This is a genomic window from Microbacterium hydrocarbonoxydans (assembly GCF_011752045.1).
Classification (GTDB): Bacteria; Actinomycetota; Actinomycetes; order Actinomycetales; family Microbacteriaceae; genus Microbacterium.
The window spans coordinates 1,610,576-1,637,447 of the sequence record NZ_JAAKXW010000001.1 but is presented as its reverse complement, the minus strand read 5'-3'; the positions used below and the strand labels follow the sequence as shown (position 1 = coordinate 1,637,447).

At 70.5% G+C, this 26,872-nt stretch carries 27 protein-coding genes; 14 read left to right on the top strand and 13 right to left on the bottom strand.

The annotated features are described in order from the left end of the window. The first annotated feature begins 54 nt into the window (after nt 1-54). From G6G98_RS07635 to G6G98_RS07610, 6 genes are all read left to right on the top strand, one after another. Entirely contained in the window at nt 55-357 is a 303-nt protein-coding gene (locus tag G6G98_RS07635) for a rhodanese-like domain-containing protein (protein WP_067349033.1), read from the top strand. Further along, nucleotides 354-647 carry a glutaredoxin family protein gene (locus G6G98_RS07630; RefSeq protein WP_067349037.1) on the top strand — a complete coding sequence of 98 codons (294 nt, stop codon included), beginning with the start codon at nt 354-356 and terminating at the stop codon, nt 645-647. Before G6G98_RS07635 ends, G6G98_RS07630 begins: the two co-directional genes overlap by 4 nt. Continuing rightward, nucleotides 644-946, top strand: coding sequence for a Dabb family protein (locus G6G98_RS07625; protein ID WP_067349041.1), 303 nt, complete (start codon nt 644-646; stop codon nt 944-946). The genes G6G98_RS07630 and G6G98_RS07625 overlap by 4 nt, the downstream gene beginning before the upstream one ends. A gap of 169 nt (nt 947-1,115) precedes the next feature. Continuing rightward, nucleotides 1,116-1,919 (top strand): basic amino acid ABC transporter substrate-binding protein, encoded by an 804-nt coding sequence (locus tag G6G98_RS07620; RefSeq protein ID WP_067353351.1) that lies wholly within the window; start codon nt 1,116-1,118, stop codon nt 1,917-1,919. Nucleotides 1,920-1,953: 34 nt separating this feature from the next. Beyond that, nucleotides 1,954-2,751: an amino acid ABC transporter permease gene (locus tag G6G98_RS07615; RefSeq protein ID WP_067349045.1), complete on the top strand. Its 798-nt coding sequence runs from the start codon at nt 1,954-1,956 to the stop codon at nt 2,749-2,751. Continuing rightward, entirely contained in the window at nt 2,748-3,503 is a 756-nt protein-coding gene (locus tag G6G98_RS07610) for an amino acid ABC transporter ATP-binding protein (RefSeq protein ID WP_067349050.1), read from the top strand. Before G6G98_RS07615 ends, G6G98_RS07610 begins: the two co-directional genes overlap by 4 nt. A gap of 87 nt (nt 3,504-3,590) precedes the next feature. Here the strand turns inward: G6G98_RS07610 and G6G98_RS07605 are convergent, their stop codons facing one another. The 8 genes from G6G98_RS07605 to G6G98_RS07570 form a co-directional block, all read right to left on the bottom strand. Then, nucleotides 3,591-3,770, bottom strand: a complete 180-nt coding sequence (locus G6G98_RS07605; RefSeq protein ID WP_067349055.1) for a YegP family protein — start codon at nt 3,768-3,770, stop codon at nt 3,591-3,593. Between the two features lie 101 nt (nt 3,771-3,871). After that, a complete protein-coding gene (locus tag G6G98_RS07600; protein WP_067349059.1) occupies nt 3,872-4,906 on the bottom strand; it encodes a LacI family DNA-binding transcriptional regulator in 1,035 nt (344 codons plus the stop codon). Further along, a complete protein-coding gene (locus G6G98_RS07595; RefSeq protein WP_067349063.1) occupies nt 4,885-6,900 on the bottom strand; it encodes an aldo/keto reductase in 2,016 nt (671 codons plus the stop codon). The genes G6G98_RS07600 and G6G98_RS07595 overlap by 22 nt, the downstream gene beginning before the upstream one ends. A gap of 146 nt (nt 6,901-7,046) precedes the next feature. Further along, nucleotides 7,047-8,126, bottom strand: coding sequence for an ABC transporter ATP-binding protein (locus tag G6G98_RS07590; RefSeq protein WP_164232815.1), 1,080 nt, complete (start codon nt 8,124-8,126; stop codon nt 7,047-7,049). Continuing rightward, nucleotides 8,123-8,917: an ABC transporter permease gene (locus G6G98_RS07585; RefSeq protein ID WP_164232817.1), complete on the bottom strand. Its 795-nt coding sequence runs from the start codon at nt 8,915-8,917 to the stop codon at nt 8,123-8,125. The genes G6G98_RS07590 and G6G98_RS07585 overlap by 4 nt, the downstream gene beginning before the upstream one ends. Next, nucleotides 8,914-9,852 carry an ABC transporter permease gene (locus tag G6G98_RS07580; protein ID WP_164232819.1) on the bottom strand — a complete coding sequence of 313 codons (939 nt, stop codon included), beginning with the start codon at nt 9,850-9,852 and terminating at the stop codon, nt 8,914-8,916. Before G6G98_RS07580 ends, G6G98_RS07585 begins: the two co-directional genes overlap by 4 nt. Then, nucleotides 9,849-10,988 (bottom strand): ABC transporter substrate-binding protein, encoded by a 1,140-nt coding sequence (locus G6G98_RS07575; RefSeq protein ID WP_164232821.1) that lies wholly within the window; start codon nt 10,986-10,988, stop codon nt 9,849-9,851. Before G6G98_RS07575 ends, G6G98_RS07580 begins: the two co-directional genes overlap by 4 nt. A 126-nt stretch (nt 10,989-11,114) precedes the next feature. Continuing rightward, a complete protein-coding gene (locus G6G98_RS07570) occupies nt 11,115-11,630 on the bottom strand; it encodes a GNAT family N-acetyltransferase (RefSeq protein ID WP_067353355.1) in 516 nt (171 codons plus the stop codon). Nucleotides 11,631-11,685: 55 nt separating this feature from the next. On the opposite strand from G6G98_RS07570, the gene G6G98_RS07565 reads away from it, so the two are divergent. Continuing rightward, complete coding sequence (locus tag G6G98_RS07565) at nt 11,686-12,510, top strand: sulfite exporter TauE/SafE family protein (protein ID WP_164232823.1); 825 nt, start codon at nt 11,686-11,688, stop codon at nt 12,508-12,510. A 145-nt stretch (nt 12,511-12,655) separates the two neighbouring features. Here the strand turns inward: G6G98_RS07565 and aspS are convergent, their stop codons facing one another. Further along, nucleotides 12,656-14,437 carry an aspartate--tRNA ligase gene (aspS, locus tag G6G98_RS07560; RefSeq protein ID WP_067349086.1) on the bottom strand — a complete coding sequence of 594 codons (1,782 nt, stop codon included), beginning with the start codon at nt 14,435-14,437 and terminating at the stop codon, nt 12,656-12,658. A gap of 101 nt (nt 14,438-14,538) precedes the next feature. Between aspS and G6G98_RS07555 the strand changes: the two genes are divergently transcribed. Together G6G98_RS07555 and G6G98_RS07550 are read left to right on the top strand one after the other, a co-directional pair. Then, nucleotides 14,539-14,958: a DUF5684 domain-containing protein gene (locus G6G98_RS07555; RefSeq protein WP_243842037.1), complete on the top strand. Its 420-nt coding sequence runs from the start codon at nt 14,539-14,541 to the stop codon at nt 14,956-14,958. A 1-nt stretch (nt 14,959) separates the two neighbouring features. Beyond that, nucleotides 14,960-15,589 carry a histidine phosphatase family protein gene (locus G6G98_RS07550; protein WP_164232825.1) on the top strand — a complete coding sequence of 210 codons (630 nt, stop codon included), beginning with the start codon at nt 14,960-14,962 and terminating at the stop codon, nt 15,587-15,589. Nucleotides 15,590-15,671: 82 nt separating this feature from the next. Here the strand turns inward: G6G98_RS07550 and G6G98_RS07545 are convergent, their stop codons facing one another. After that, a complete protein-coding gene (locus G6G98_RS07545; RefSeq protein ID WP_164232827.1) occupies nt 15,672-16,562 on the bottom strand; it encodes an NAD(P)/FAD-dependent oxidoreductase in 891 nt (296 codons plus the stop codon). 51 nt (nt 16,563-16,613) lie between these two features. Between G6G98_RS07545 and G6G98_RS07540 the strand changes: the two genes are divergently transcribed. The 5 genes from G6G98_RS07540 (at nt 16,614) to ccsB (ending at nt 21,364) form a co-directional block, all read left to right on the top strand. Then, entirely contained in the window at nt 16,614-17,015 is a 402-nt protein-coding gene (locus G6G98_RS07540) for a MerR family transcriptional regulator (RefSeq protein WP_067349099.1), read from the top strand. Between the two features lie 121 nt (nt 17,016-17,136). Further along, nucleotides 17,137-17,787: a TlpA family protein disulfide reductase gene (locus G6G98_RS07535; RefSeq protein WP_084788178.1), complete on the top strand. Its 651-nt coding sequence runs from the start codon at nt 17,137-17,139 to the stop codon at nt 17,785-17,787. Next, on the top strand, nt 17,784-18,545 hold the full coding sequence (locus G6G98_RS07530) for a cytochrome c biogenesis CcdA family protein (protein ID WP_067349102.1): 762 nt from the start codon (nt 17,784-17,786) through the stop codon (nt 18,543-18,545). Before G6G98_RS07535 ends, G6G98_RS07530 begins: the two co-directional genes overlap by 4 nt. After that, nucleotides 18,526-20,379 (top strand): cytochrome c biogenesis protein ResB, encoded by a 1,854-nt coding sequence (gene resB / locus G6G98_RS07525; RefSeq protein ID WP_243842036.1) that lies wholly within the window; start codon nt 18,526-18,528, stop codon nt 20,377-20,379. Before G6G98_RS07530 ends, resB begins: the two co-directional genes overlap by 20 nt. A 4-nt stretch (nt 20,380-20,383) precedes the next feature. Beyond that, nucleotides 20,384-21,364, top strand: a complete 981-nt coding sequence (gene ccsB, locus G6G98_RS07520) for a c-type cytochrome biogenesis protein CcsB (RefSeq protein ID WP_067349105.1) — start codon at nt 20,384-20,386, stop codon at nt 21,362-21,364. Between the two features lie 15 nt (nt 21,365-21,379). Here the strand turns inward: ccsB and G6G98_RS07515 are convergent, their stop codons facing one another. The 3 genes from G6G98_RS07515 to G6G98_RS07505 are packed head-to-tail and all read right to left on the bottom strand — an operon-like array spanning nt 21,380 to nt 26,813. Next, nucleotides 21,380-21,964: a 2'-5' RNA ligase family protein gene (locus G6G98_RS07515; RefSeq protein ID WP_067349109.1), complete on the bottom strand. Its 585-nt coding sequence runs from the start codon at nt 21,962-21,964 to the stop codon at nt 21,380-21,382. Between the two features lie 53 nt (nt 21,965-22,017). Then, on the bottom strand, nt 22,018-23,988 hold the full coding sequence (locus tag G6G98_RS07510) for a YhgE/Pip domain-containing protein (protein WP_164232830.1): 1,971 nt from the start codon (nt 23,986-23,988) through the stop codon (nt 22,018-22,020). Further along, a complete protein-coding gene (locus G6G98_RS07505; RefSeq protein ID WP_164232832.1) occupies nt 23,985-26,813 on the bottom strand; it encodes an MMPL family transporter in 2,829 nt (942 codons plus the stop codon). The genes G6G98_RS07510 and G6G98_RS07505 overlap by 4 nt, the downstream gene beginning before the upstream one ends. Between the last annotated feature and the right edge of the window lie 59 nt (nt 26,814-26,872).

The window sequence follows — 26,872 nt, the reverse complement described above, 5'->3', positions numbered from 1 at the left end:
CGGGCGCTTTGTGTCTCTGCCCGCGTTTCCGCGATTTCGCCGTAGGAGGATGCATTGAAGTCGATCACCGTCGCCGAGCTCGCCGCCCGCGAGAACACCCCGCTCATCGATGTGCGCGAGGCGGATGAGTTCATCGGAGGGCATGTGCCCGGTGCCGTGAACATCCCCATGTCCGAGATCGGCAGCCGCCTGGAGGAGCTGCCGGCCGAGGCCTTCGACGTGATCTGCCAGCTGGGTGGTCGCTCAGCCCGCGTGGTCGAGGCGCTCGAGGCGCGTGGCTACGACGTCACCAACGTCGAGGGCGGCACCGGCGAGTGGATCGCCCAGGGCCGCGAGGTGCAGGTGCCGTCGGCGTGACCACGCTGACCCTCATCGGCAAGCCGGACTGCCATCTCTGCGAGGTGGCCTCCGAGGTCGTCGACGCCGTCGTGGCGGAGCTGCCGGATGCTGCCGCCGAGCGCATCGAGATCGTCGAGGCGTCCATCCAGGACGACCCGGCCCTGTACGAGCTGTGGTGGGAGAAGATCCCGGTCGTCCTCATAGACGGCGCGCTGCACGCGCACTGGCGGGTCTCGCCCGACCGCCTGCGTTCCGCACTGGAAGAAGCCGTCCGCAAGGATGACCTGGAAGAGAGGGAGTTGACGTGAGCATCCGACATGTCGTCACGTGGAAGCTCGCCGCGGAGGACGCGGCCGAGCGCGCTGAGCAGGCGGCCGAGGTCGCCCGACGCCTGAACGCGCTCGACGGCGTCGTGCCCCAGTTGCTGTCCATCTCCGCCGGCGCGAACTCCGTCTATCCCGACGCGAACTGGGATGTCACGCTCGTCGCCGACTTCGCCTCGGTGGCTGCGCTCGAGGAGTACCAGGTGCACCCGGCGCACGAGGAGGTGGCGGTGTACATCCGCTCTGTCGTCGCGTCCCGCGTCGCCGTCGACTTCGAGGTCTGAGCGGGTCCGCGCGGGTTCCAGGTGGGTGCATCGGGTCGAAGGTGCACTTGCAACACAAATGTGATCCGGGGAGGCGCTCTCCGGCCTTCGAGTCCTGAGCCTGCGTGTCAAGATGTTCACCTACCCGTTCGGTGGGGGCCCACCGGCCCTCGACAACCAGGAGCTGATCATGCAGCGTCGCAACATCATCGCCGGGATCGCAATCGCGGCCACCGCCACCCTCGCTCTCGCCGGCTGCTCCGGCGGAACCGACTCCGGGTCCGGCGCCGGCGACGAGTACGGCCTGGTCGAGGCGGGCACCCTCACGGTCTGCTCCGACATCCCCTACCCGCCCTTCGAGTTCGAGGGCGGCGACAACGGCACCGGCTACACCGGCTTCGACATCGACCTGCTCGACGCGATCGCCAAGAAGCTCGACCTCAAGCTGGCCGTGCAGGATGTGGGCTTCGACGCGCTGCAGTCGGGAACGACGCTCCAGTCGGGCACCTGCGACCTCGGCGCCTCCGCCATGACGATCACCGAGGAGCGCAAGGCCAACATCGACTTCTCCGAGCCGTACTACGACTCGCTGCAGTCGCTCCTCGTCCGCACCGACTCCGGCATCGAGTCCATCGACGACCTCGCAGGCAAGAACGTCGGCGTGCAGCAGGGCACCACCGGCGAGTCCTACGCGCAGGAGAACGCTCCGGACGCCCAGCTTGTGCAGTACCCGTCGGACGGCGAGCTCTGGCCCGCGATCCAGGCCGGCCAGATCGACGCCATCCTGCAGGACCAGCCGGTGAACCTCGAGCACGAGAAGGCCGACAGCGCCTACAAGATCGTCGAGACCTACAACACCGACGAGTCCTACGGCTTCGCCTTCGCCAAGGGCGAGAAGAAGGAGCTGCTGGACGCGGTCAACGAGGCTCTGAAGGAGCTGCGCGACAGCGGCGACTACCAGACGATCTACGACACCTACTTCACCGCGAACTGACCGGCGAGAGACGTAGGTCGGGAGGACCTTGACGATGGCGTTGAGGCGCGCAACAAGACAGAAGCTGTACCGCTACACCGTCTACGCGGTGCTGATCGCGATCCTGGCCTGGGTCGTCTTCGGCACCAACTGGGCGAAGATCGGACCGCTGTTCTTCAATCCTGAGGTCGCGGCGAAGATGTTCCCCGGGATCATCACCGTCGCACTGGTGAACACGCTGTGGTTCACCGCGGTGGCCTTCATCGGCGGACTGCTGCTCGGCATCGTGCTGGCGCTGCTGAAGATGTCCAGCATCGGACCGTTCCGCTGGATCGCGACCGCGTGGATCGAGCTCTTCCGGGGGCTCCCCGCGATCCTCACCATCTTCGCGGTGGCCTTCATCGTGCCGATCGCCTCGGGGGTGCCGGGTCAGAAGCTCGGCGGCCCCGTGGTGCTCGGCCTGATCGGTCTGATCCTGGTGGCTTCGGCGTACATGGCGGAGACCATCCGCGCCGGCCTTCAGGCGGTGCCGAAGGGGCAGACGGAGGCCGCTCGGTCGCTGGGCATGTCGCCGATGAAGACGACCTTCTGGATCGTCGTCCCGCAGGGCTTCCGGATCATCATCCCGCCGCTCACGAACGAGTTCGTGCTGCTGCTGAAGGACACCTCGCTGCTGTTCGTCGCGGGAACGCTCATCTGGTCGAAGGAACTCACCAACTTCGCGAAGGATGCGACGACGGTGAACTCGAACGCCACGCCGCTCATCATGGCGGCGATCCTGTACCTGATCGTGACGATCCCCCTCACGCGGTTCACCGCGTACCTGGAGCGACGGATGGCGAAGCAGCGATGATCACCGAACTGATTGACCTGTCGGCCCCCGCGATCGACGTGCAGGGGCTCGTCAAGACATACGGCGACAACGAGGTGCTCAAGGGCATCGATCTCACGGTCACCAAGGGCGAGGTCGTCTGCGTCATCGGCCCGTCCGGCTCGGGGAAGTCGACGCTGCTTCGCTCGGTGAACCTCCTGGAGGAGCCCACCGGCGGCAGGATCCTCATCGAGGGGATCGACATCACCGACCCCGAGACGGACATCGACCGGCTGCGGACCCGCATCGGCATGGTGTTCCAGAGCTTCAACCTCTTCCCGCACATGAGCGTCCTCGGCAATCTCACGATCGCCCAGCGCCGCGTGAAGAAGCGCGGCAAGGCGGAATCCGAGAAGATCGCGCACGAGATGCTCGCCCGGGTCGGCATGGCCCACAAAGCGGATGCCTACCCCGGTCACCTGTCCGGCGGGCAGCAGCAGCGTGTGGCGATCGCCAGGGCGCTGTGCATGAACCCGGACATGATGCTGTTCGACGAGCCGACCTCCGCGCTCGACCCCGAGCTCGTCGGCGAGGTGCTCCAGGTGATGCGCGCGCTGGCGGATGAGGGGATGACGATGCTCGTCGTCACCCACGAGATGGGCTTCGCCCGGGAGGTCGGCTCGCGCCTGATCTTCATGGACGGCGGTCACATCGTCGAGGAGGGCGACCCGCGCGAGGTGCTCGGGAATCCGCAGCACGAGCGGACGAAGAACTTCCTCTCCCGCGTCCTGTAGGGCCCGCCGAGACCCCGGACAACCGCCGAGACCCCGGCCTGCTGACGTCAGCAGGCCGGGGTCTCGGCGTGAAGCAGGGGTGTCGGGTCAGTCGACCTCGACGACCTCCGAGTCGGCATTGCGGCGGATCGACTCGATGCCGTTCAACGCGCTCGCCTTGGACGCGTAGCCCTCGCTGGAGAGGGCGATGACCTCGCCGTTGCCGGCCTTCAGGCGGAACCGGTACTCACCGGACTTGTCGGTGTACAGCTCGAACTTGCCTGCCATGAGGCGTCCTTTCTCTTCGGATCGAGGGACGCACGCCCTCCCCGGAACACGCTAGCGCCGGAGGCCCGTCCGGAGGAAGGGCGAGCGGGGAAACGGCCGGATCAGGCCGATTCGCGGAGGACGAGACGGTGGGACACGACGCGCTGCAGGTCGGCGCCGGGACTCGCGTCGGAGAGTGCCGCCGCCAGTTCGAGGGTGTGCCTCGCCACCTCGTCGAAGTCCACTGCGAGGGTTGTGAGCGTCGGGGCGACGAGCGTGCCGATCGCGAGGCCGTCGACCCCGGCCACGCGGATGTCGCCGGGCACGTCGAGACCCGCGTGGCGGCACGCCGAGAGCACGCCGAAGGCCATCAGGTCGTTGAAGGCGAGGAGGGCGTCTGGTCGGGCCGAGCGGCGGATGATCTGGGCGGCGACGGCTGCAGCGTGTTCGGGGCTCGATGCGGCCACGTGGACGACCTCGGGCCGCAGCCCCCGCCGCTCGAGAGCGTCGAGGATGGCGATGCCCCGGCTGCTCGTGGCGTGCGGCTCCGAGGCGTCGAGCACCACGGGGCGGCGGGTGCCCACGGTGACGAGATGGGCCGCGAGGTCCTCGATGGCGGCCGCCGGATCGAGACGCACCCCCGCATGCTCGGACTCCGCGTCCGCGTCGAGGAGGATGAGCGGCGTCGCACCGAAGCGGCTCTCCCAGCCGAGCGCCCACTCGCCGAGGTAGCCGACCACCACGTCGACCTGGGCGTGCAGGGAATGCAGCAGCCGGTCCGCGGATCCGGCGAGCCCGATGTCGACGAGGGACACGCTCCACCCGTCGGCGGCGGCGCGGCGCACGATGGCGGCGGCCAGCTCCGGGGAGTACGGGTTGCGCAGGTCGCTGACGACGAGGCCGAGCTGCGGATCGCCGCCGGTGACCAGGCCGCGGCCGAACCGCGAGGGGCGGTATGAGAGGGCGCTCGCGGCATCCAGCACCCGGCGCCGGGTCTCCGCGCTGATCCCCGGCATGTCGTTGATCGCCCTGGTCACGGTCTGCCGCGAGACCCCCGCGGCCGCGGCGACGTCGAGGATGGTCGCGCGACGACGGCTGGCGGGCGATCCCGAGCGGTCGGGTTCGCCCGCCCCGGTCAGCTGCGCAGGTTCAGCCATGCCACCTCTTCGGGCGTGAGATCGACGGTGAGCCCCCGCATCGACGAGCGGGTCTCCTCGATCGTACGCGGTCCGAAGAGGGGGAACGTGGGGAACGGCTGCGCGAGGACGTAGGCGAGGGCGATCGCGGTGGTCGGCACTCCGCGATCGGCGCCGAGGAGCTCGGCGCGGCGCAGACGCTCGAAGTTGTCGTCGCTGTAGTAGCAGCGCACGAGCTCCGCATCGCTCAGGTCGTCGCGCCGCGCACGGCCGGCGAAGAAGCCGCGCGCCTGTGACGACCACGGCAGGAGCGGGATCCGGCGCTCCTCGAGCCAGCGCCGCGAGGCGGCATCCGTCACCTGCACGCAGCCTTCCCAGGGCACGTCGTAGGCCTCTGCGAGACCGAAGTGGTCGCTGACCACCGCGAAGCCCCGCCGTCCGTTCGCCTCCGCGTAGGCGTTGGCCTCGTCGATGCGCTCCGGGGTCCAGTTCGACCCTCCGAACACGCGGATGCGGCCGGCGCGGGCGTGCTCGTCGAGGACGTCGACGAACTCGCCGACGGGCACCTCGGGGTTGTCGCGGTGGAGCATGTAGATGTCGGCGTACTCCGTCCCCAGGCGTTCGAGGCTCTCCCGCAGCTGGCGGGACACGGACTCCGGGTCGCAGTCCGGGGTGTGCCCTCCCTTGGCGATGACGACGACCTCCTCGCGCATCCCGCGGTTCGCCATCCACCGGCCGAGGCGCTTCTCGAGCTCGCCGTCGCCGTAGATGTAGGCGGTGTCGAAGACGTTCCCGCCCTGCTCCGCGTACACGTCGAAGATCGCCGAGGCGTGCGCGAGATCGGGCTGATTGTCGACGCCCATCACCAGGCGGGCGACCCGCTTGCCGACGCCGGGGATCTCGCCGTACCGCATGGCGGGGGAGGAGGCGGGGGAAGTGCCGCGCACGGGCGGGATGTCGGCATCCTCCGCCTCGAACGCGTAGCGCAGGCCGATCGCCGCGCGCCAGCGGTCGAGGGTCCGCGCGGTGGCGAGCGTCTCCGCAGCCGTCATCTCCTCCGCGTCCTGCCGTCCTTCGCGCAGCGCCGTGACAGTCGCGTCCGCCTCCAGGCCGTAGGCGTCGGCCGCTTGGATCGGGATGGTCCGCACGCCGTCCACGGTGGCGAGCTCGATCTCCGTGTCGCCGGCGGGCACCCAGGGGTCGGCGATGCGGATGCTGCCCCTCTCGCCGAGGACAGTGACCGTGTTCGCGGCCGGCGCCATGACCCCGGTGGTGAGGGTGGCGGTGATGCCGCTGCGATAGGTCGCCCTCGCGACCGTCCACTCGTCGACGCCCGTGGGGCCGAGGACGCCGCCGGCCGTCAGCTCGACGGGCTCGGACGCGTGGACGCCGTCGGCCGCGTCGACGATGGCGGCTGCCATCGTGACCGGGTAGCCGCCGACGTCGAGGATGCCGCCACCGGCCACGGACGGGTCGAACAGGCGACCGTGACGCTCCCCGACGCGGAAGGCGAACGAGGCGTCGATGTGGAGGATGCGGCCGATCGCGCCTTCGCGGATGAGCTCGAGGAACCGGCGCGTCTGCGGGTGGAAGCGGTACATGTACGCCTCGACCAGTGGCACGCCGGCCTGACGCGCCGCGTCGACCAGGGCCATCGCCGTGCCGTGGTTCACGGCGAGCGGCTTCTCGCACAGCACGGCCTTGCCGGCGTCGATCGCGGCGAGGGCGAGCTCGGCGTGCGCGGTGTGCACGCTGGAGACGTAGACCGCCTCCACCCGCGGGTCGGCGAGAGCTTCCGCGTAGGCGCCTGCGGTGACGTCGGCTGCGCCCCGCTGCTGCGCGTCGTCGGCGAAGGCCCGGGCGCGACCGGCATCCGAGCTGCCGACCGCGACGACCTCCCCGGCGCTGGAGGAGAGGCCGGCGAGGAACCGGCGTGCGATCCCGCCCGGGCCGAGCACCGCCCATCCGGCCGTGCGGGTCTGGGTCTCTTCGACTGCGAGCTGAGGGGTCACCATCGTCCTTTCGTGCCGAGTCCGTGAACGTTCACGAGCTTGTCACGATAGTCCTCATACGCATTCATGGTCAAGAGTGTCGTGAACGCTCACGGACTGGTCGCGCATCCGCCGCCGGACGTACCGGCGACGGACGCGATCGCGCGGCCTCAGCCGCGCGGATGCACGGCGACGGGCACGTCGGCGAGGGTGATCCGCACGCGGTCGCCGAAGGCGGGACGGATGCCGGGGGCGTGCTGCAGTCGCACGAGCTCCCCTGACTCCGTGCGCACGAGCGTGCGCCTCATGCTCCCGAGGAAGGTGCTCTCCTCGACGAGAGCGTCGGTGGCGGCATCCGCCTCGGAGGCGAAGTGCACGTTCTCCGGCCGGAGATAGACGTCCACGGGGCCGTCCGCGGGTGACTGCAGCGGGAGTCGCCGCCCCCACACCACCACGTGGTCGCCCTCCGCGACCCCGGAGACGACACTGGAGAGACCGACGAACGCCGCCACTCCGACGGTCGACGGTGCGGTGTACAGCTGCTCAGGGGAGCCGATCTGCTCGATGCGCCCCGCGTTCATCACCGCGATCCGGTCGGAGACGGCCAGAGCCTCCTCCTGATCGTGCGTCACGAACACGGTCGTGATGCCGAGGCGCAGCTGGATCCGGCGGATCTCGTCGCGCAGCTGCACCCGCACCTTCGCGTCGAGCGCCGAGAGCGGCTCGTCCAGCAGCAGCACCTTCGGCTCGGTGACGAGCGCACGGGCGAGGGCCACGCGCTGCTGCTGCCCGCCGGAGAGCTGGTGCGGGAAGCGATCGGCGAAGTCGGCCAGGCCGACGAGGGCGAGGGCGTCGAGCGCGCGCCTGGCAGCATCCGCCCTCCCGGCTCCGCGCCGGCGCAGCCCGAAGGCCGTGTTGTCGACGACGCGCAGGTGCGGGAACAGCGAGTACGACTGGAAGACCATGCCGATGTCGCGCCTGTTCGTGGCGATCCGCGAGACGTCGGTGCCGTCGAGCAGCACGGCGCCGGCATCTGCGGCCTCGAGTCCGGCGAGCACCCGCAGCAGGGTCGTCTTGCCGCAGCCCGACGGGCCGAGCAGTGACACGAACTCGCCGGGAGCGATGTCGAGGTCGACGCCGTGCAGCACGGTGCTCGCGCCGTAGCGCTTCACGATGCCCTGCAGCTGGACGCGGGTGCCCTCGCCGGCCTCGGCGAGGAGCAGGTTGTCGGCGGTGCGGGGGAGGGTCACGAGCGGGCCTTTCCTGTGCCGCGGGCGGCGCGGCCGATGACGAGGAGCAGGGCGAAGCAGAACAGCAGTGCCAGCAGGGTGAAGATCGCGGGGGCGTACGGGTCCTGCTTCTGGACGACCACCATGGCCGTCTGGAACACCTGGCGGTTCAGGAGCGAGGCGATCGTGAACTCGCCGAGGACGACCGCGATGGAGAGGAGGGATGCCGCGAGCAGACCCTGCCGCAGGTTCGGCGCGAGCACCTTCAGCACCACGACGGGCCAGCTCGCCCCGAGCGACCGGGCGGCCTCGGAGAGCGTGCGCAGATCGGCGGCGTCGATGGAGGCCTGGATCGAGCGGTAGGCGAACGGCAGGACGGTGACGCCGTAGGCGAAGGCGAGAGTCCAGGTGCCGGTGCCGAGGGTGCGCCCGATCTGCAGGTAGATCGGAGTGAGGCCGACGACGAGGACGATCGCCGGGATCGAGATCGGCAGCAGCGCCGCGAACTCGAACGCGGGCCTGATCCTCGGGAACCGGAGGTTCACGAGGATCATCGTCGGCGCCAGGAGCAGCAGCACGATCGCCACCGTGACGAGCGCGAGCACGAGCGAGTTTCCGAGGCCGATCCAGATCGGCCTGATCGCCGCGGACTGCGCGGGGTCGAACAGGGCGATCCACCGTGCGAAGGAGAGTCCGCCCTCCGGATCGCGGAGCGTGTACAGGAGCGTGGAGAGCAGCGGGATCGCGAAGAGGGCGCAGACGACGACGCCGATGACCCAGCGCATCGCGAGGGAGGGGCCGAGACGGTTCATGCCTGCCACCTCGCGGCCCGACGCTGGATGAGGGAGTACAGGGCCATCACGACGCCGACGATGACGATCATGCCCAGCGCCAGGGCGCCGGCGAGGTTCTCGCGGCCGAGGACCGTCTCGCTGGTCAGCGCGGTGCGGATCTGGAGCGGCACGATCTGGGATCCCTGGCTGGCGAGCGCGGCGGCGGTCGCATACGACGAGAACGCGTTCGCGAACAGGAGCAGGAGGCTGGCGAGGAACGATGGGGCGAGCACCGGGATGCCGATGCGCAGCCAGAAGCTCGCGCGGGTGCCGCCGAGGGTGAGGTTCGCCTCCGCCCACTGCGGCTTCAGCGCGGCGAGGGCGGGCATGAAAGTGATCACCATGAGCGGGATCTGGAAGTAGACGTACGGCAGGAACAGGCCGGGGAGCTCGTAGAGCCAGGTGCCGTTCTCGTAGATGTTCACGGCGAGGACGTCCTTGAGGAACGAGGTGACGACCCCCTGGATGCCGATGGTCGCGATGAACGCGAAGGCGAGCATCACGCCGCCGAACTGGGCGAGCACTCCGGCCGCCGCATCGACGGCGGAGCGGACCGCGCCCTCCGGGTTCAGGCCGAGCAGGGCGTAGCAGACGACGGCGCCGACGACTCCCCCGACGATCGCGGTCAGCAGCGACAGTCCGGCGGAGTTCGCGAAGGTGCCGAGGACCACCGGGTCCCCGAGCGCAGACAGGTTCGCCCAGGTGAACGAGCCGTCCTCGGTGAACAACCCGGATCCGACGGCGAGGATCGTCGGCACCGCCAGGAACAGCAGCACGTAGGCGGCGAACGGCACCAGGCCCAGCCAGGCGAAGGATGGCGCCGTGCGCCGGGTCCGCGCACGCGGCGCGGACCCGGCGGCGGGGGCGGGGGCGGATGCCGCGGCATCCGCCCCCGCGTGTGCGACGACCGTCACTGGACGGCCGCTGCCCACTTCTCGCCGAGCAGGGTGCCGGCGTTCGCCGACTGCTCCTCGGTGGGGACGACCGTCTCGGCCGGGACCTCCGGCAGGGCGGCGGCGAGGTCGGCGTCGATCGTGCCGGCCTCGGTCATGGCCTCCATGCGCGCCGGGCGGGCGCCGCCCTTGAGCCACAGGTTCTGCACCTCGTCGCTGTAGAGGAACTCCTGCCACAGGCGCGCGGCGGCGGGGTGTGGAGCATCCTTGTTGATGGCCTGGTTGTAGTAGCCGGCGTAGCCGGTGCCGTCGAGCACGACGACCTCCCAGTTCTCGTTGTCGGCGCTGTGGGCCGCGTTGAGGTAGTCCCAGTCGAAGACGACGGGGGTCTCGCCGCTCGCCACGGTCGCCGTGGTGACGTCGACCTTGAGGAGGTTGCCGGCCTTCTGCAGCTCGGCGAAGAAGTCGATGCCCGGCTGGAAGTCGTCGAGGGTGCCTTCGGACTGCACGGTCGCGAGGCCCACCGCGGCGAAGGCCGCTCCGGCCTGGGTCGGGTCGCCGTTGATCGCGACGGCGCCCTTGTAGTCGGCGTCGAGCAGGTCGTCGAGGGAGGCCGGGGCGTCGAACTTCGAGGAGTCGTAGCCGATCGACATGTATCCGCCGTAGTCGCCCACGAACAGGCCGGTGGGCTCCTTGAGCGCGTCCGGGATCTCGTCCCAGGTCTGCACCTGGTACGGCGCGAAGACGTCGGTGTTCTGCAGCGCGACGGTGAGGCCGAGGTCGAAGACGTCGGGGGCCGTGTCCAGGCCCTGGTTGGTCTCGGCGGCCTGGATCTCCTCGGCGCTGGAGATGTCGGGGGAGGCCTCGTTGATCGTGATCTCCGGGTACTTCTCCGCGAACAGGTCGAGGATCTCGCCGTAGTTCGCCCAGTCGCGCGGCAGAGCGATCACGTTCAGCTGGCCCTCGGCCTTCGCAGCCGCCTCCAGGTCGGCGAAGGTGCCGAAGTCCTCGACCGAGGTGGCGGTCGCGGCGTCCACGGTTCCCTCGCCGCCGGCGGCGGGCGTCTCGGCGCCGGCGCAGGCGGTCAGGGCGAGTGCGGCCGTGGTGGCCAGGGCGATGCCGGCGCCGATGCGCGCGCGGCGGGTGAAGCGTGCCATGAGTGTCCTCTCGGTGTCCGGCGATTGCCGGGTCGGGTTGCGAGAGGACGCTACGGGGCGGAGGTTGCCGACCGGTCCGGTCCGGGTGAACGGGAGGTGTCGGGACGGGGACCGGATGCCCGGAGCTCAGCCCCGGGGGATGCGGAGCTTGAACCCGATGTGCGAGCCGGTGTAGCCGAGACGCTCGTAGAAGCGGTGCGCGTCGGTGCGTGCGGCATCCGAGGTCAGCTGGACCAGGGCCGCGCCGAGTGCCGGCGCCGCGGGATCGGCCACCCAGCGCATGACCGCCGAGCCGATGCCGGAGGAGCGCAGGTCGCTGCGCACGCGCACGGCCTCCACGAGGAGTCGTTTCGCGCCCCTGCGCGCCATGCCCGGGATCAGGGTGAGCTGCAGCGTGCCGACGATCGCGCCGCCGTGCTCGACGACGAGCAGGTCGTTCGACGGGTCGGCGAGGATCTCCGCGAGGGCGGCGGTGTAGGCGGGGCGGTCCTCCTCGGCCGCCCGGTCGCCGCGGGCGGCGCTGATCGGATCGTCGGCGAGCAGTGCGATCACGGCATCCGCGTCCGCGGGGGTCGCGCGGCGCAGCAGCGCCTCGCCCGCGCGGCTCTCGAACGGATGCGGAAGGGGGAGGGCGTCGAGCATGTCCTCAGTCTGCCAGCGGCCGGCGGCGGCCCGTCCGTCTGGCATCCTGGACGTGATGGACATCGGCGCATTCCTCGGGCTCGAGCACCTCACCTGGGGGATGCTGATCCTCGTCGTCCTCGCCGCGTTCGGCGCGGGATGGATCGATGCGGTCGTGGGCGGCGGCGGGCTGCTGCAGCTGCCGGCGCTGCTGCTGATCCCGGGGATCACGCCCGTGCAGGCCCTCGCCACCAACAAGCTCGGCTCGGTGTTCGGCACGGCCACGAGCAGCGTGACCTACTACCGGCGGGTGAAGCCCGACATCCGCACCGCCCTGCCGATGGCGGCGATCGCCCTCGCCGGCTCGATCGGCGGCGCGGCGGTCGCCACCGTGCTCCCCGCGGCGGCGTTCAAGCCGATCATCGTCGTCGCCCTGCTCGCCGTGGTGCTGTTCACCGCGTTCCGGCCGCAGATGGGGGCGGCCACCCGGCTGCGCTTCAGCGGCCACAGGCACCACGTCATGGCCGGGGCGGCAGGTCTCGGCATCGGGTTCTACGACGGCATGATCGGGCCGGGCACCGGCACGTTCCTCGTGATCACGCTCGTCGCCCTGCTCGGCTACGACTTCCTGCAGGCCAGCGCGAAGGCGAAGATCGTGAACTTCGCCACCAACGCCGGGGCGCTGATCCTGTTCATCCCGCACGGCTCGGTGCTGTGGCTTCTGGGCCTCCTCCTCGGCGTCGCGAACTTCGCCGGCAGCTACCTCGGGTCGCGGATGGCGATCTCCCGCGGCACCGGGTTCATCCGCATCATCTTCCTGCTCGTCGTGGTCGCGCTCATCGGCAAGCTCGGTCTCGACGTGTGGAACGAGAACCTCGCTCCCCTGCTCTCCGGTCGTTGAGCGAGGGAGCGGAGCGACCGAGACGAAACGCCCCTTCAGAGACGTGACCAGGGGTCATGCTCCTCGAAGGGGCGTTTCGACTCGCGGAGACCCGCGCTGAGCGAGCGCCAGCGAGTCGAAGTGTCGCTCAACGAGCGGAGATGGCTCAGGCCTCGTCGTCCTCCGGCTCGTAGTCGACGCCGGCCTCGGCGCGCTGTTCCGCGGTGATCGGAGCGGGCGCGGAGGTCAGCGGGTCGAAGCCGTTGCCCGACTTCGGGAACGCGATCACCTCGCGGATCGACTCCGTCTTCGACAGGTGCTGCAGCACGCGGTCCATGCCGAGCGCGATGCCGCCGTGCGGCGGGGCGCCGAACTTGAACGCGTCGAGCAGGAAGCCGAACTGCTCCTGCGCGAACTCGTCGCTGATGCCCATGACCTCGAAGACGCGCTTCTGGACGTCCTCGCGGTGGATGCGGATCGAGCCGCCGCCGAGCTCCGAGCCGTTGCAGACGATGTCGTACGCGTAGGCGAGAGCCGAACCCGGGTCGGTGTCGAAGGTGTCCTCGAACTCCGGCTTCGGACCGGTGAACGCGTGGTGCACGGCGGTCCAGGCGCCGGCGCCGACGGCGACGTCGCCCGAGGCCACGGCATCCGCCGCAGGCTCGAACATCGGCGCGTCGACGACCCAGGTGAAGGCGAACTCGTCGGGGTTCAGGTAGCCGAGGCGGCGGCCGATCTCGACGCGCGCCGCGCCGAGCAGCGCGCGCGACTCCTTCGCGGAGCCCGCAGCGAAGAACACGCAGTCGCCGGGCTCGGCGCCGACGAAGGCCGCGAGGCCGGCCTGCTCCGCCTCGGACAGGTTCTTCGCGGCGGGGCCGCCGAGCGTGCCGTCCTCGTTGAACAGGACGTAGGCGAGGCCGCGCGCGCCGCGCTGCTTGGCCCAGTCCTGCCAGGCGTCGAGCTGCTTGCGGGGCTGCGAGGCGCCGCCCGGCATCCGCACGGCGCCGACGTACTCGGCCTGGAAGACGCGGAACGGGGTGTCCTTGAAGTACTCGGTCGCCTCGACGAGCTCGAGACCGAAGCGCAGGTCGGGCTTGTCGGAGCCGTACTTCGCCATCGCGTCGGCGTAGGTGATGCGGGGCAGCGGCGTCTGCACCTCGACGCCGATCGTCTGCCACATGGCGACGACGAGGCGCTCCATGAGGGCGATGACGTCCTCCTGGTCGACGAAGCTCATCTCGATGTCGAGCTGCGTGAACTCCGGCTGGCGGTCTGCGCGGAAGTCCTCGTCGCGATAGCAGCGGGCGATCTGGAAGTACTTCTCGACGCCGCCGACCATGAGCAGCTGCTTGAACAGCTGCGGCGACTGCGGCAGGGCGTACCAGCTGCCCGGGTGCAGGCGCGCGGGCACGACGAAGTCGCGGGCGCCCTCCGGGGTCGAGCGGGTGAGGGTCGGGGTCTCCACCTCGGTGAAGTCCTCGGCGTGCAGCACGTCGCGGATGGCCTTGTACACGTCGGAGCGCAGGCGCAGAGCGGATGCCGCAGCCGGACGGCGCAGGTCGAGGTAGCGGTACTTGAGTCGCGCCTCCTCGCCGACGGTCTCGCTGTCCGCCAGGGCGGTCGACACCTGGAACGGAAGCGGGGCGGACTCGTTGAGCACCTCGACCTCGGCGGCGATGAGCTCGATCTCGCCCGTGGGCAGGTTCGGGTTCTCGTTGCCGTCGGGGCGACGCGACACCTCGCCGGTGACCTTCAAGACGAACTCGTTGCGCAGCGGGTGCGCGATCTCCTCGTCGCGGATGACGACCTGCGCGATGCCCGAGGCATCCCGAAGATCGATGAACGCGACTCCTCCGTGGTCACGACGACGATCGACCCACCCGGAGAGGGTGACGGTCTGACCGATGTTCTCTGCTCGCAGGGAGCCTGCGGAGTGAGTGCGAAGCACGGAGGATTCCTCCTGATCTGGGAAATGTGGAACCCGCCCATTCTACGGGGGAGGGCGAGGCCGCCCTGCCCGGGGCCGATCGGTCAGTAGGATGCCGTCGAATGCGAACACTCCCACCGGAAGGCATCCTCATGAACCTCGCCATCAGCGACTCGAACGGCATCTCCGATCTCTTCGCCTCGATCTTCTCGGGCACGGCCGGCGTGGTCGCGCTGATCTTCTACATCGTGGTCGTCATCGGTCTCTGGAAGGTCTTCACCAAGGCCGGATACGCAGGCATCCTCGCGATCATCCCGATCGTGAACGTCGTGATCCTCGTGCGCATCGCGGGGCTGAACGGCTGGCTGGCGCTGCTGTACCTGATCCCGGTCGTGAACTTCGTCTTCGGCATCGTCGTGGCGATCAAGCTGGGCGAGCGCTTCGGCAAGGGCGGGCTCTTCTCGTTCTTCCTCCTCTTCGTCTTCCCGTACATCGGCTACCTGATCCTCGGCTTCGGCGACGCCCGCTACACCAAGGCCTGACGTGCCGGCATCCCGTCTGCACCTCGTCCGGCACGGCGAGGTCCACAACCCGTCGCGCGTGCTCTACGGCAGGCTGCCGGACTACCACCTGAGCGCGGACGGACGCGGAATGGCGAGGGCGGCGGCCGATCACGTCGCCGCTCTCGGACGCCCGGTGAGCGGGCTGTACTCCTCGCCCCTGGAGCGCGCGCAGGAGTCGGCCGAGCCCTTCGCCGAGATGCTCGGGTTCGCCCCCGACGTCGACATCCGCCTGATCGAGCCCACGAACGTGTTCGAGGGCACGCAGATGCGCCGGTCGCTGATGAATCCGCTCAACTGGTGGCACCTGCGCCGGCCTTCTCAGCCCAGCTGGGGCGAGCCCTATGCGTCGATCGCCGAGCGGATGCTCGGGATGATGGACGAGGCCTGGGATGCGGCCGGCGAAGGTGACCTCGTCATGGTCTCCCACCAGGCGCCGATCTGGATCACGCACCTCCGGGTCGCGGGGCTCCCGCTGCGTCACGACCCGCGGACCCGGCGCTGCGCGCTGTCGAGCGTCACCTCTTTCGAGCGCGTCGGCGACGTGTGGCGCGAGGTCGCGTACGCGGAACCGGCTTCGACCGCCGGGGCTGTCGACGTCGGCGCCGTCTGAAGCCGTTCGAATCGCGCGAATGGCCCCGAAACGGGCTCGGAAGCAGCCGTTCGCGCGATTCGAACGGCCTGGAGGCCTCAGCTCAGAGGGACCTGATGACACCGACCGCGGCGAGCTGACCCGCCGCGGCGGCGAGGAGCACCGACGCCATCGGTCCCGGCAGCGCGGCGCGGTGTGCCAGGTCGCCGGCGGCGAGGATGCCCGGCGCGGAGGTCGCGCCGAAGTCGTCGATCTCGATAGCCCCGGAGGGGAGCATCCGCAGTCCGAGCTCCGTGGCGAGCGGGGCGCGCTGACGCAGCGCGACGGAGGCGACGAACACCCCGGCGACAGACGCGGACTCGTCCCCCGCTGTCACGCGGACCTCTGCGCCCTCGCCGGCGACCTCGCTCACGGGCACGGGGCTCACGCGGGCACCGCGCTCCTCGAGCATCCGCCGGTCCTCCTCGCCGAACGGCGCTCCGACCGGGTACACGGTGATCGCGCCCACGATGCGCCCGAGGAGGGAGACGAGGTGCTCCGTGCGGGCCGCCTCGCCGAGGATCGCGATCGGCTTCCCCGCGTGCTCGTGCCCGTCGCAGAAGGGGCAGCTGAAGGCGCGGATGCCCCACAGCTCGCCCAGACCCGGGACAGCGGGGAGGTCGTCAGCCACGCCGGTCGCCAGCACCACCCGGCGGGCTGCGACCTCCGTGCCGTCGGCGAGCAGCACGGTGAAGTCGTCGATCGCGCCGGCGATGCGCTCCGCCGCGACCTCGCGCACCTCCACGTCGGCGTAGGCGGCAAGCTGCTCTCTCGCAGTGGCACGGAACTCGGCCGGCGGGGTGCCGTCGGCGGCGATGACGTTGTGCATGTGCAGCACGGTGCCGTTCCGGTACTCGCCGGAGTCGAGCAGCAGGGTCGAGCGGTGCATCCGCCCCAGGGTCAGAGCCGCCTGCAGGCCGGCGGGGCCTGCTCCGATCACGATCGCGTCGTACATGTCTGGTCCTCTCCTCTTGTGTTTCCGTTCAGTCTGTGACTTCATGTCGACATGAAGTCAAGTGCGCATCCGTGGTCGGTCGGGGAGGTGGCAGCCCGGTTCGATCTGCCCACCAACGTGCTGCGTCACTGGGAGTCGGTCGGACTGCTCAGCCCCGAGCGGGATGCCGCAGGCCGGCGCCGCTACGGGGAGGACGAGATCGTGCGCATCGCCGTCATCCAGCGCAGCAAGGCGGCCGGCATGAGCCTGGAGCAGATCGGGGCGCTGCTGGACGACGGGAGGGCCGGACGGCATCTGGTGCTGCAGCAGCATCTGGACGATCTCGACCGCCGCATGGAGGAGATGCGGCGGTCGAAGGAGATGACCGCGCACGCCCTGCAGTGCAGCGCGCCCGACATCACCGCGTGCCCGAAGTTCCGGCAGAGCGTGGCCGACGTGCTCGCCGGGTTCTGAGCGGCTGCGTTCGAATCGCGCGGATGGCCCCGAATCCGGCGCAGAAGCCGCCGTCTGCGCGACTCGAAGGAGCCCTCCGCGTCCGGCCGACGCATAGGAACCCCTGCGTAGACTGAGAATCGTGCCACTCGCCTCGACGGTTCGCCCGATCCGCAGCGGCCGCCGCTCCCGCACCCGCCTGTCCCGCGGTGCGGCCGGAGTCGCGCTCGCCGCGGTGTTCGCCATCGGCCTGAGCGCCTGCGCGCCCGACCCGGTCAGCGACTCCTTCCTGAGCGGGGAGAACACCGGCTACGTCGCCGCCGACGGGGCGATCGTCGAGATCCCCGTCGCCGACCGCGGTGAACCCGTCGCATTCGGCGGCGTCACCGAGTCGGGCGAGGAGTTCGACAGCGCCGACATCGCCGGCAAGGTCACCGTCGTCAACTTCTGGTACGCGGGCTGCGCTCCGTGCCGCGTCGAGGCGAAGGACCTCGAGAGCGTCTGGCAGGAGCAGGGCGGCGACGAGGTCGCCTTCGTCGGCATCAACACCCGCGATCAGGCCGACACCGCCAGGGCCTTCTCCGACGAGTTCGGCATCACCTACCCGAGCCTCATCGACGTCGACACGGCCGAGGCCAAGCTCGCCTTCGCCGAGGCCGTCCCCATCCAGGCCACCCCGACGACGCTCGTGCTCGACAAGCAGGGACGCGTCGCCGCCCGCATCATCGGGCCGATCGAGGGCACTTCGATCCTGTCGACGCTCGTCAAGGACGCTCTCGCGGAGACCCCGTGAACACCGACGCCATCATCGGCTCCGGTGCGCTGTGGCTCGCGATCCCGGTCGCGATGCTCGCCGGGCTCGTCTCCTTCCTCTCACCCTGCGTGCTCCCGCTCGTGCCCGGCTACCTGGGCTTCCTCGGCGGGGCGGTCGCACCGCGTGCGCAGGGCGGTGCGACGGATGCCGCGGCCCCGGGCCGCCGTCAGCTCGTGCTCGGCGTGCTGCTATTCATCCTCGGCTTCAGCCTCGTGTTCGTCCTCATCACCGCACTCGGCGGCACCGCCGGGGCGTTCTTCCTGCGCTGGGGGGACGTGGTCACGCGCATCCTCGGCGTCGTCGTGATCCTGATGGGGCTCGTCTTCCTCGGTCTCTTCCGCTTCGCCCAGCGCGAGTTCCGGTTCCACGTCGACTCCAAGGCGGGCATCATCGGAGCTCCGCTGCTCGGCGTCGCGCTCGGCATCGGCTGGGCGCCCTGCATGGGCCCGACGCTCGCCGCGATCATCGCCCTGTCCTTCAACGCCGGCGACCCGGTGCGCGCGGGCTTCCTGGGCCTCGCATACTCCCTCGGGCTGGGCATCCCGTTCCTCCTCGTGGCGCTCGGCTTCGGCTGGGCGGCGAAGACGATCGGGTTCCTGCGCCGGCACATCCGCATCGTGAACATCGTCGGCGGCGTGCTGCTCATCGCGCTCGGCATCCTCATGGTGACCGGGCTGTGGACCGACATCATGTCCAGGCTGACGGCGGTGATCGGCAGTGTCTTCCTCCCGCTCTGAGATCAACGAGAACAAGGATGCCGTGAGCCACGACTCCAGCGACCCCCTCCGTCCGTCCGACCACGTCGACGGAGACGACTCCGTCACGCAGCCGCGGCTCGGCGTCGTCGGCTGGCTCCGCTGGGGCTGGCGCCAGCTGACCTCGATGCGCACTGCGCTGATCCTGCTGCTCGTGCTCGCCATCGCGGCGATCCCCGGCTCGATCTTCCCGCAGCGGATGGCCGACCCGAACGGCGTCACGCAGTGGGAGCGCGACAACCCCGACCTCTTCCCGGTGCTCGACGCCCTGAAGCTGTTCGACGTGTACCTGTCGCCGTGGTTCTCGGCGATCTACCTGCTGCTGTTCACGTCGCTCGTCGGCTGCGTGATCCCGCGCATCAAGCACCACGCGAAGGCGCTGCAGGCGCGCCCGCCGCGCACCCCGGCCCGGCTGAAGCGGCTCGCGGACTTCCGCGCGGTCGAGCGCGCGACCACGGATGCCGCCACCGACGCCGCCGCGACGATCGACATCGCGCAGAAGCAGCTGAAGGCCCTCGGCTACCGGGTCGAGCGCTACGACTCCGGCCGCACCTTCTCGGTCTCGGCGGAGCGCGGCTACTGGCGTGAGACCGGCAACCTCGTGTTCCACATCGCCCTCGTCGGCGTGCTCATCACCGTCGGCGTCGGCGGCGGTTTCGCCTACACCGGGCAGCGCGTGCTCGTCGAGGGGGAGACGTTCGCGAACACCCTGCTCGACTACGACTCGATGAACAGGGGGCGCTTCGTCGGCGACGGCGCGCTCACCCCCTACTCGATGCGTCTCGACAGCTTCGATGTCACCTACCAGCCGTTCGGCGAGCCCGGCTCCGGGCAGGCGGGCGACTTCTCGGCCAATGTCACCGTCGGCGAGAACGGGCAGGAGCGCTCCGGCGCCGTCAAGGTGAACCACCCGCTCGACGTCGCCGGCGACAAGATCTATCTGCTCGGCAACGGCTACGCCCCGACCATCACGGTCCGCAACGCGGACGGCGACGTCGTCTACAAGAACAGCGTCCCGTTCCTCCCGCAGGACAACAACCTCACCTCGCTCGGCGTCATCAAGGTGACCGACGGGATGCCGGAGCAGCTGGGCCTTCTCGGGTTCTTCTACCCGACGACCGGCGTGCTGGAATCGGGGGCCTTCTTCTCGGCCTATGGCGACCTGACGAACCCGACCCTGACCCTGGACGTCTACCAGGGCGACCTCGGCATCGACGAGGGCACTCCTCGTTCGGTGTACGTGCTCGACACCACCGGGATGACCAAGCTCACCGGACGCACGACCGACGTCGAGTCCATCGAGCTCACTCCCGGAGAGACCGCCGATCTTCCGAACGGCCTCGGCACCGTGACCTTCGAGGACGAGTCGCCCGAGGGCGCCGCCGACGCCTCCCAGTCGGTCAAGCGCTTCGCCTCGCTGCAGATCCACCACGACGCGTCCTCCGTGTGGGTGCTCGTCTTCGCGCTGCTGGCGCTGGGTGGCCTCATGCTCGCGCTGTTCGTGCCGCGGCGCCGCGTCTGGGTCAAGGCGCAGGCGCAGGGCGACGCGGTCGCCCTCGAGTACGCGGGCCTCGCCCGCGGCGAGGATCCGACCCTCGGGGCCGCGGTCGACGACCTCGTGGCCGGCCACGCGCGGCTGCTCGACGCCGCCGGCATCACGACGGCCGTCGAGCCCGACGCGGATGCGGCGCCCGATGAGGTCGCCGTGCCCGAAGAGGCTGCCGTGCACGATGCGGAAGCCGGCGCCGCGCCCGACTCTGCCGCAGACCCCGAGGAACCCGGCCCCTCGGCATCCGACACCCCGAAAGTAGACTGACACCATGTTCGAGCTCACCGTGATCTCGCCTGTCCTGCTGTGGACCGCGATCGCGATCTACGCGGCGTCCTTCGTGGCGTTCGCCTTCGATCTCGCACGACGCTCGCAGGTGTCGGCCGATGCGCAGACGGTACGCGAGGCGGAGCTGGTGGGCGTCGGCGGTCGCGGGGGAGCTGCCCTGCCGGCATCCGGCACCGGACTCGTCGCCGACGCTCCCCGACGCTTCGTGATGGCCCGCATCGGCACCTCGCTGATGGTGCTCGGGTTCCTGTTCCACTTCGCGGCGACCCTGACCCGCGGCATCCACGCGGGCCGCGTGCCGTGGGCGAATCTGTACGAGTTCGCCATGATCGGCACGCTGCTGATCCTCGCCGTCTACCTCGTGGTGCTGACCCGGATCGACCTCCGCTACCTCGGCACGTTCGTCACCGGACTCGTCGTGGTGCTGCTCGGCCTCTCGGCGACGAACTTCTACGTCGACGTCACGCCGCTGATGGATCCGCTGAAGAGCATCTGGCTCGTCATCCACGTCTTCGTGGCCTCGCTGGGCACCGCGTTCTTCGCCCTCGCCTTCGCCCTCTCGCTGCTCCAGCTCCTGCAGTCCCGCCGCGAGCACCGGCTCGCCGACGGTGCGGAGAAGACCGGCCCCGGGTTCCTCCGCACGCTCCCGGCATCCGATCGCCTGGAGAGCATGGCGTACCGCTTCGCGATCATCGGCTTCATCCTGTGGACCTTCACCCTCATCGCCGGTGCGATCTGGGCGCAGGACGCCTGGGGGCGCTACTGGGGCTTCGACGTCAAGGAGACCTGGACCTTCGTGATCTGGGTCATCTACGCCGGCTACATCCACGCGCGCGCAACCCGCGGCTGGCGCGGCAACCCGTCGGCGTGGCTGTCCATCGTCGGCTTCACCGCCGTGATGTTCAACTTCACGATCGTGAACGTCTTCTTCAAGGGCCTGCACGCGTACTCCGGCCTCAGCTGAGCCCGGGCTGCCGGCTCAGCCGCCGAACGGGATGATCTCGGCGTGCTCGACGCCGTCCTCGTACCAGACGAACTCGGCCTGGGACACCCTCTCGGCGGGGCGCGATCCGAGCGAGCGCCGTGAGGTGTGCGCCAGCTCCGTCCATTTCGCCGGGAGGAGCGTCTTGCCGTAGATGACGGACATGTGGAAGGTCCAGTCATCCAGGGCGAGCTCGCCGAGGCGGCGGAGATCGGTGCGCTCGAGGGCGGCGGTGAGCCGTGCGTAGGCCGAGGTCAGGGCGGGCGTGCGGGAGAGGCGCAGGATCAGAATCTGCCAGGGCGCGGGGAACACGTCGACCGCTTCGGCGACCACGTCGATCGGTCGCTGGGCGGCAGCCCACTCCCGGATCAGCGCAGCCAATTGATCGCGGCGCTCCGGCTCCGCGAAGCCGCGGAGCGTGACGTGACCGGTGTGCGGATGCGGGACGTCGGCGCGGACGAGGGCCGACGCCTGCTCCCTCCGGAACCGATCGGAGACGGCGGCGGCCGGCCGCAGCACGAGGTACTGCTGTCCCTCGAGCGAGGCGAGCTGCTCGGGGGTGTTCATGAACGGTCGACGCATCTCTTGAGCGTACGGCCCCTCGGCATCCTCCCGTTACCGCATCCGCCGATCGGTCAGGTCGTGGCCAGCACCGCCTTCGCGGACGTCGTGCGACGCAGCGCGATCGCGAGCGTCGTGACGACCAGTGACAGCACGCCCCACGCGACCAGTCCGGCGGCCGCGGCGCCGTTCGCGGAGATGAGGCCGGCGAACGTCGGAGCGGTCGGCAGGGCGCCGCCGAGGGCGGCGAGCCAGCCGGGCACGGTGGAGATCAGCCCGGTCGACACGGCGAGCACGCCGACGAGCGCGCCGATCCAGCGGCCGACGCCGCCGAAGACGGCGACCAGCGCCTGGTTCACCGCGGCGAACACGACTCCGGCGAGCACAGCGGTGCCTGCGAACGCCCACCACGTCGCGGCGTCGTAGCTCGCCACGATCTGGACGATGAGCGCGACGAGCACGCCCTGACCGGCGCCGATCAGCGCGGCCGGTGCGAAGGCGCGCAGCGCGAGTCCGGCGGACGGCCGGCGAGAGGTGAGGGTGTGGGCGGTGTGCGCGCGCATCACGATGAAGGAGGCGAGGCCGCCGAACCACAGCACGACCGCCGCGAGCAGCGGGATCGCGGTGGGCCCGAAGATCGTGCTCGCCGTCGCCGAGCCGGCCGAGACCGGGTCGGCCATCACCTCGGCGAGCGAGGCGGACTCCTCGTCGGTGAACGAGGGGAGCGAGTTGGATGCCGTGCGCAGACCGCCGGCGAGGTCGCCGGTGCCCGTGGCGAGGGTGTCCAGGCCCGCCGCGAGCTCGGTGGCGCCTGTCGCGAGCTCGGTGGCGCCTCCGGAGAGCTGACCGGCACCTGCGGCGAGGTCGCGGGCGCCCGCGGCGGACGGGTCGATGCCCTCGGCGGCGAGCTGGTTCAGCCCTCCTGCGAGGTCGCTCGCGCCCGTGCCGGCCGCCCCCATCTGGGAGGCGAGGGTCGACGCGGCGGCCGGAAGGCCCTGGGTCACGGGGGTGAGGTAGGCGGATGCCGTGCCCGCCGCCGTGGCCGCGTCCCCGGCCTTGCCGGCGGCTGCCGCGACCTGGGCGCAGAACTCGGCCGACGCGCCGGAGGCGGCGCAGGTCTGGGCCAGAGCACCGAGATCTGTCGCGACGGATGCCGTTCCGCTCGCGGCGCTCGTGAGGAACGGCGCTCCGGCGGAGGCGGCTCCGACGAGTTTCCCGAACTGGCCGTTCGGGTCCTGCAGCGCGGCCGCGCCGGACGTGAGACCCGATCCGAGCTGGGCGGCGCCGGAGGCCGCCTCACGCGTCTTGGCGGCGACGGTGTCGAGTCCCGAGGCGAGGGCGGACGCTCCGGAGCCGAGCTCGGAGGCGCCCGACGCCAGCTGCGTCGCCCCGTTGGGGACAGCGGCGGCGCCGGTGGCGGCATCCCGGGCGCCCGAGGCGAGCTGCACGGCGCCGTCCGCCGCCTCGCCGATCTGGTCGCCGATCGTCGTGAAGCCGACGAGGACGTTGCCCATCGTCGCCTCGGAGATCGTGGAGCCCATCGTGGAGGCTGCGACCGAGGCGATCTGCCCGGTGATGAGGTCGTCGGCGACGAGCCCGTCGTCAGGGGTGGTGACCGTGATCGTCGCCTGCTCGGCCTCCTGCGACGTGTCGCCGCCGCCGTCGGAGATCGCCTGGCCGGCCGAGGTGGCGGCGGCGGAGAAGTCCTCGGGGATCGTGATGACCGCCTGGTACGAGCCGTCTGCGAGGCCCTCCTTCGCATCCTCCTCGTTGGAGATGACCCAGGTGAGATTGGAGTCCATGTCGTCGGAGCCCTCGACGAGACCTGCCGCGAGCTGGCGCCCCAGCGGGGTGAGCTGACCGTCGATCGTGACGGGCTCGTCGAGATTGACGATCGCCGCGGTCATCGAGTCCAGCCGCTCGGCCGGGTTCTGCAGTGCGGCGACGAGGATCCCGCCGACCGCCGCGGGGAGCAGCAGGATGCCGAGGATCGTGAGCCAGGTGATCGGCTTGCGGGAGCGTGCGCGCTCGATGGGGAGGGTCATGCGTTCACCTCGGTCGTGTGGTCGGAGCGCTGAGACCCCGTGCTGTCGTCGAGACCCCCGGCTGCCGGCGTCGGCAGGGCGGGGTCTCGACGGGAGGGTGGGGTCTCGACGGTGTCGAGGGAGATCACGTCGGCGGGGGTGCGGCCGGCGTCGGAGAGGATCGCCAGGGCGGGGCCGGCGGCGACCGCGGTGAGCAGGACCGCGGTGGCGGCATCCGCGTCGCGCAGGCGTGCGGCGAGCTGGTCGCGCTCGGCCGGCGAGAGCCGGTCAGCGCCGTCGATGACGACGAGGGCGGGGCGACCGCGCAGCGCTTCGGCGAACTCGGATGCCGTGGCCCCGGCATCCGTCGCGATCACGGCGCCGACGTGCGCCCGCACCCAGGCCGCCCGTCCGGGGAGCAGGTGCCCCGCGACCCGGAGCCGGCCGTCGTCGGGCGTGACGCGTCCGGCGATCGCGAGAGCGAGCGTGCGCAGGGTGCCGGCTGCGGCGCCGGTGAGCACGGCGGTGCCGCCGGGGGCGAGGCGCAGGCGCAGCCCGTCGATGCCGGCATCCGCGATCACGAGCTCGTCGGCCGCGACGACGGAATCGTCTCCCGGCCAGGCGGCGAGGTGACGCTCGCGCTCCACGGCCTCGCCCTCGACGTCGACGCTCGGGAGGATCCGCTCCAGCCAGGCGGGGATCTGCCAGGCGCGCTCGCCGAGGATCGCCATCAGGGCGGGGATCAGCGTCATCCGCACGAGGAAGGCGTCGATCGCGATGCCCGCGGCGAGGCCGAGCGCGATCGGCTTGAGCGAGGAGTCGCCCTCGGGGACGAACGCCACGAACACGGCGAACATGATGAGGCCTGCGGCGGTGACGACCTTGGCGGAGCCGGTGAACCCGCTCCGCACGGCGCGCAGCGCGGCGGCTCGGCGGGTGGCGCGATCGGGGCTCTTCGCATCCCTGTCGTGCACGTAGTCCTCGCGCATGCGCGAGACGAGGAACACCTGGTAGTCCATGGCCAGGCCGAACAGCACGCCCATCAGGATGATCGGCATGAAGCTGATGATCGGGCCGACCTTGGCGACGTGCAGCAGATCGGCGAACCAGCCCCACTCGAACACGGCGCCGACGATGCCGAACGCGGCGACGATCGACAGCAGGTAGCCGAGGGCGGCGGTGACCGGCACCCAGACGGAGCGGAACACGATCGTGAGCAGGATCAGGGAGAGACCGATCACGAACACGCCGAACGGCAGCAGCGCCTTGCCGAGCTGGTCGGAGATGTCGATCGCGACCGCTGTGAAGCCGGTGACCTTCAGGTCGATGCCGAACTCGTCGAGCCACTCGTCGTGGTGCGAGCGGAGCTCGCGCACGAGCTCGGCCGTCGCCGGGTCGTCGGGCGCGGTCTCCGGGATGATCTGGACGATGCCGGTGTCGGCGGACTCGTTCGGCGTCGCGAGGGCGACCTCCTTCACGCCGTCGATCTTCGCGACGGCATCACCGAGGTCCTCCATGAGGCCCAGAGGATCGGTCGAGGTGACGATCGTGCCGGTGAGGATGAGCGGGCCGTTGAACCCGGCGCCGAACTCCTCCCCGACGAGGTCGTAGCTCTGGCGCGCCTCGGAGTCCTTCGGCAGCACGCCCGCGTTCGGCAGGGCGAGGTTCAGGCTGAGCGCAGGGACGGCGAGGATGCCGAGGCCGAGGACGATCGCGAGGGAGACGAGGATCGGGCGCTTCGTGACGCCGGAGACCCAGCGCTCAGAGAAACCGCGGCGCTCCTTCGGAGCCCGGCCCTTGCGTGGCTTCGGAGCCCTCCGGGGGCGGCCGACGATGCGGCCCTTCATGAATCCGAGCAGAGCCGGGGTGAGGGTGACCGCGATCGCGACGGCGATGGCGACGGCGACGGATGCGGCGATGCCCATGGTCGTGAGGAACGGGATGCCGGCGAAGCCGAGGCCGATGAGGGCGATGAGCACCGTCACGCCCGCGAACACCACGGCCGAACCGGCGGTGCCCACGGAACGGGCGGCGGACTCCTCGGGGTCGACGCCGTCGCGCACCTGGTCCTGGTGCCGGGCCATGATGAACAGCGCGTAGTCGATGCCGACGGCGAGCCCGAGCATGAGGGCGAGCAGCGGGGTGGTCGAGGAGACGGTCGCGAAGGCTGTCGCGGTGAAGATGCCCGCGATCGAGATCCCGACGCCGAGGACCGCCGTGAGCAGGGGGAGGCCCGCGACGACGAACGACCGGAAGGTGACGATCAGCACGAGCAGGGCGATCAGAAGGCCGACGGCCTCCGTCAGCGTCACGCCCGGGATGGACATCGCGAACAGGTCGCCGCCCAGCGCGGTCTGCGAGCCGTCCGGAAGGGCGGCGGCGAGGTCGTCGACGACGGCGTTGAGAGCGTTCTTGGTCTCGATTGAGACGTCGGACGCCTGGCCGTCGAACTGGAGGCGGACGATCGCTGCGGTCTCGTCCTCGTTGACCATGCCGCTGACCATCTCGTCGTAGGGCGAGGTCGCGGCGAGCACGCCGTCGAGATCGGCGAGCTCGCTGACCGCATCCTCGATCCGATCGCGATAGGCCTCGTCGGTGACCTCGTCGCCGTCGGCGGCGACGACGATGAACTGGGCGTTGGTTCCGCTGACCTGGGGGAACGAGCGGGACAGCTGCTCGAGGCCCGCCTGGGACTCGGTGCCCGGGATGGTGAAGGTGTTGTCGGTGCCCGCGCCGAGCAGCACGGCGCCCGAGCCGGCGATGCCTAGGGCGAGCAGCCAGGACACGAGGACGCGCCAGGGATGACGGTACGACCAGCGCCCGAGCGAGGACAGGAGTGTGGACACGCGGCTCCTTCAGGATCCCAGTTGGATACACGGATGTATCCGATACATAGATGTATCGT

What these genes read in the sequence shown, in the direction of transcription:
- G6G98_RS07620 (WP_067353351.1), top strand. Translation starts at nt 1,116, where the DNA reads ATGCAGCGTCGCAACATCATCGCCGGGATCGCAATCGCGGCCACCGCC.
- G6G98_RS07615 (WP_067349045.1), top strand. Translation starts at nt 1,954, where the DNA reads ATGGCGTTGAGGCGCGCAACAAGACAGAAGCTGTACCGCTACACCGTC.
- G6G98_RS07610 (WP_067349050.1), top strand. Translation starts at nt 2,748, where the DNA reads ATGATCACCGAACTGATTGACCTGTCGGCCCCCGCGATCGACGTGCAG.
- G6G98_RS07605 (WP_067349055.1), bottom strand. Translation starts at nt 3,770, where the DNA reads ATGGCAGGCAAGTTCGAGCTGTACACCGACAAGTCCGGTGAGTACCGG.
- G6G98_RS07600 (WP_067349059.1), bottom strand. Translation starts at nt 4,906, where the DNA reads ATGGCTGAACCTGCGCAGCTGACCGGGGCGGGCGAACCCGACCGCTCG.
- G6G98_RS07595 (WP_067349063.1), bottom strand. Translation starts at nt 6,900, where the DNA reads ATGGTGACCCCTCAGCTCGCAGTCGAAGAGACCCAGACCCGCACGGCC.
- G6G98_RS07585 (WP_164232817.1), bottom strand. Translation starts at nt 8,917, where the DNA reads ATGAACCGTCTCGGCCCCTCCCTCGCGATGCGCTGGGTCATCGGCGTC.
- G6G98_RS07575 (WP_164232821.1), bottom strand. Translation starts at nt 10,988, where the DNA reads ATGGCACGCTTCACCCGCCGCGCGCGCATCGGCGCCGGCATCGCCCTG.
- G6G98_RS07570 (WP_067353355.1), bottom strand. Translation starts at nt 11,630, where the DNA reads ATGCTCGACGCCCTCCCCCTTCCGCATCCGTTCGAGAGCCGCGCGGGC.
- G6G98_RS07565 (WP_164232823.1), top strand. Translation starts at nt 11,686, where the DNA reads ATGGACATCGGCGCATTCCTCGGGCTCGAGCACCTCACCTGGGGGATG.
- G6G98_RS07555 (WP_243842037.1), top strand. Translation starts at nt 14,539, where the DNA reads ATGCGAACACTCCCACCGGAAGGCATCCTCATGAACCTCGCCATCAGC.
- G6G98_RS07545 (WP_164232827.1), bottom strand. Translation starts at nt 16,562, where the DNA reads ATGTACGACGCGATCGTGATCGGAGCAGGCCCCGCCGGCCTGCAGGCG.
- G6G98_RS07540 (WP_067349099.1), top strand. Translation starts at nt 16,614, where the DNA reads ATGAAGTCAAGTGCGCATCCGTGGTCGGTCGGGGAGGTGGCAGCCCGG.
- ccsB (WP_067349105.1), top strand. Translation starts at nt 20,384, where the DNA reads ATGTTCGAGCTCACCGTGATCTCGCCTGTCCTGCTGTGGACCGCGATC.
- G6G98_RS07515 (WP_067349109.1), bottom strand. Translation starts at nt 21,964, where the DNA reads ATGCGTCGACCGTTCATGAACACCCCCGAGCAGCTCGCCTCGCTCGAG.
- G6G98_RS07510 (WP_164232830.1), bottom strand. Translation starts at nt 23,988, where the DNA reads ATGACCCTCCCCATCGAGCGCGCACGCTCCCGCAAGCCGATCACCTGG.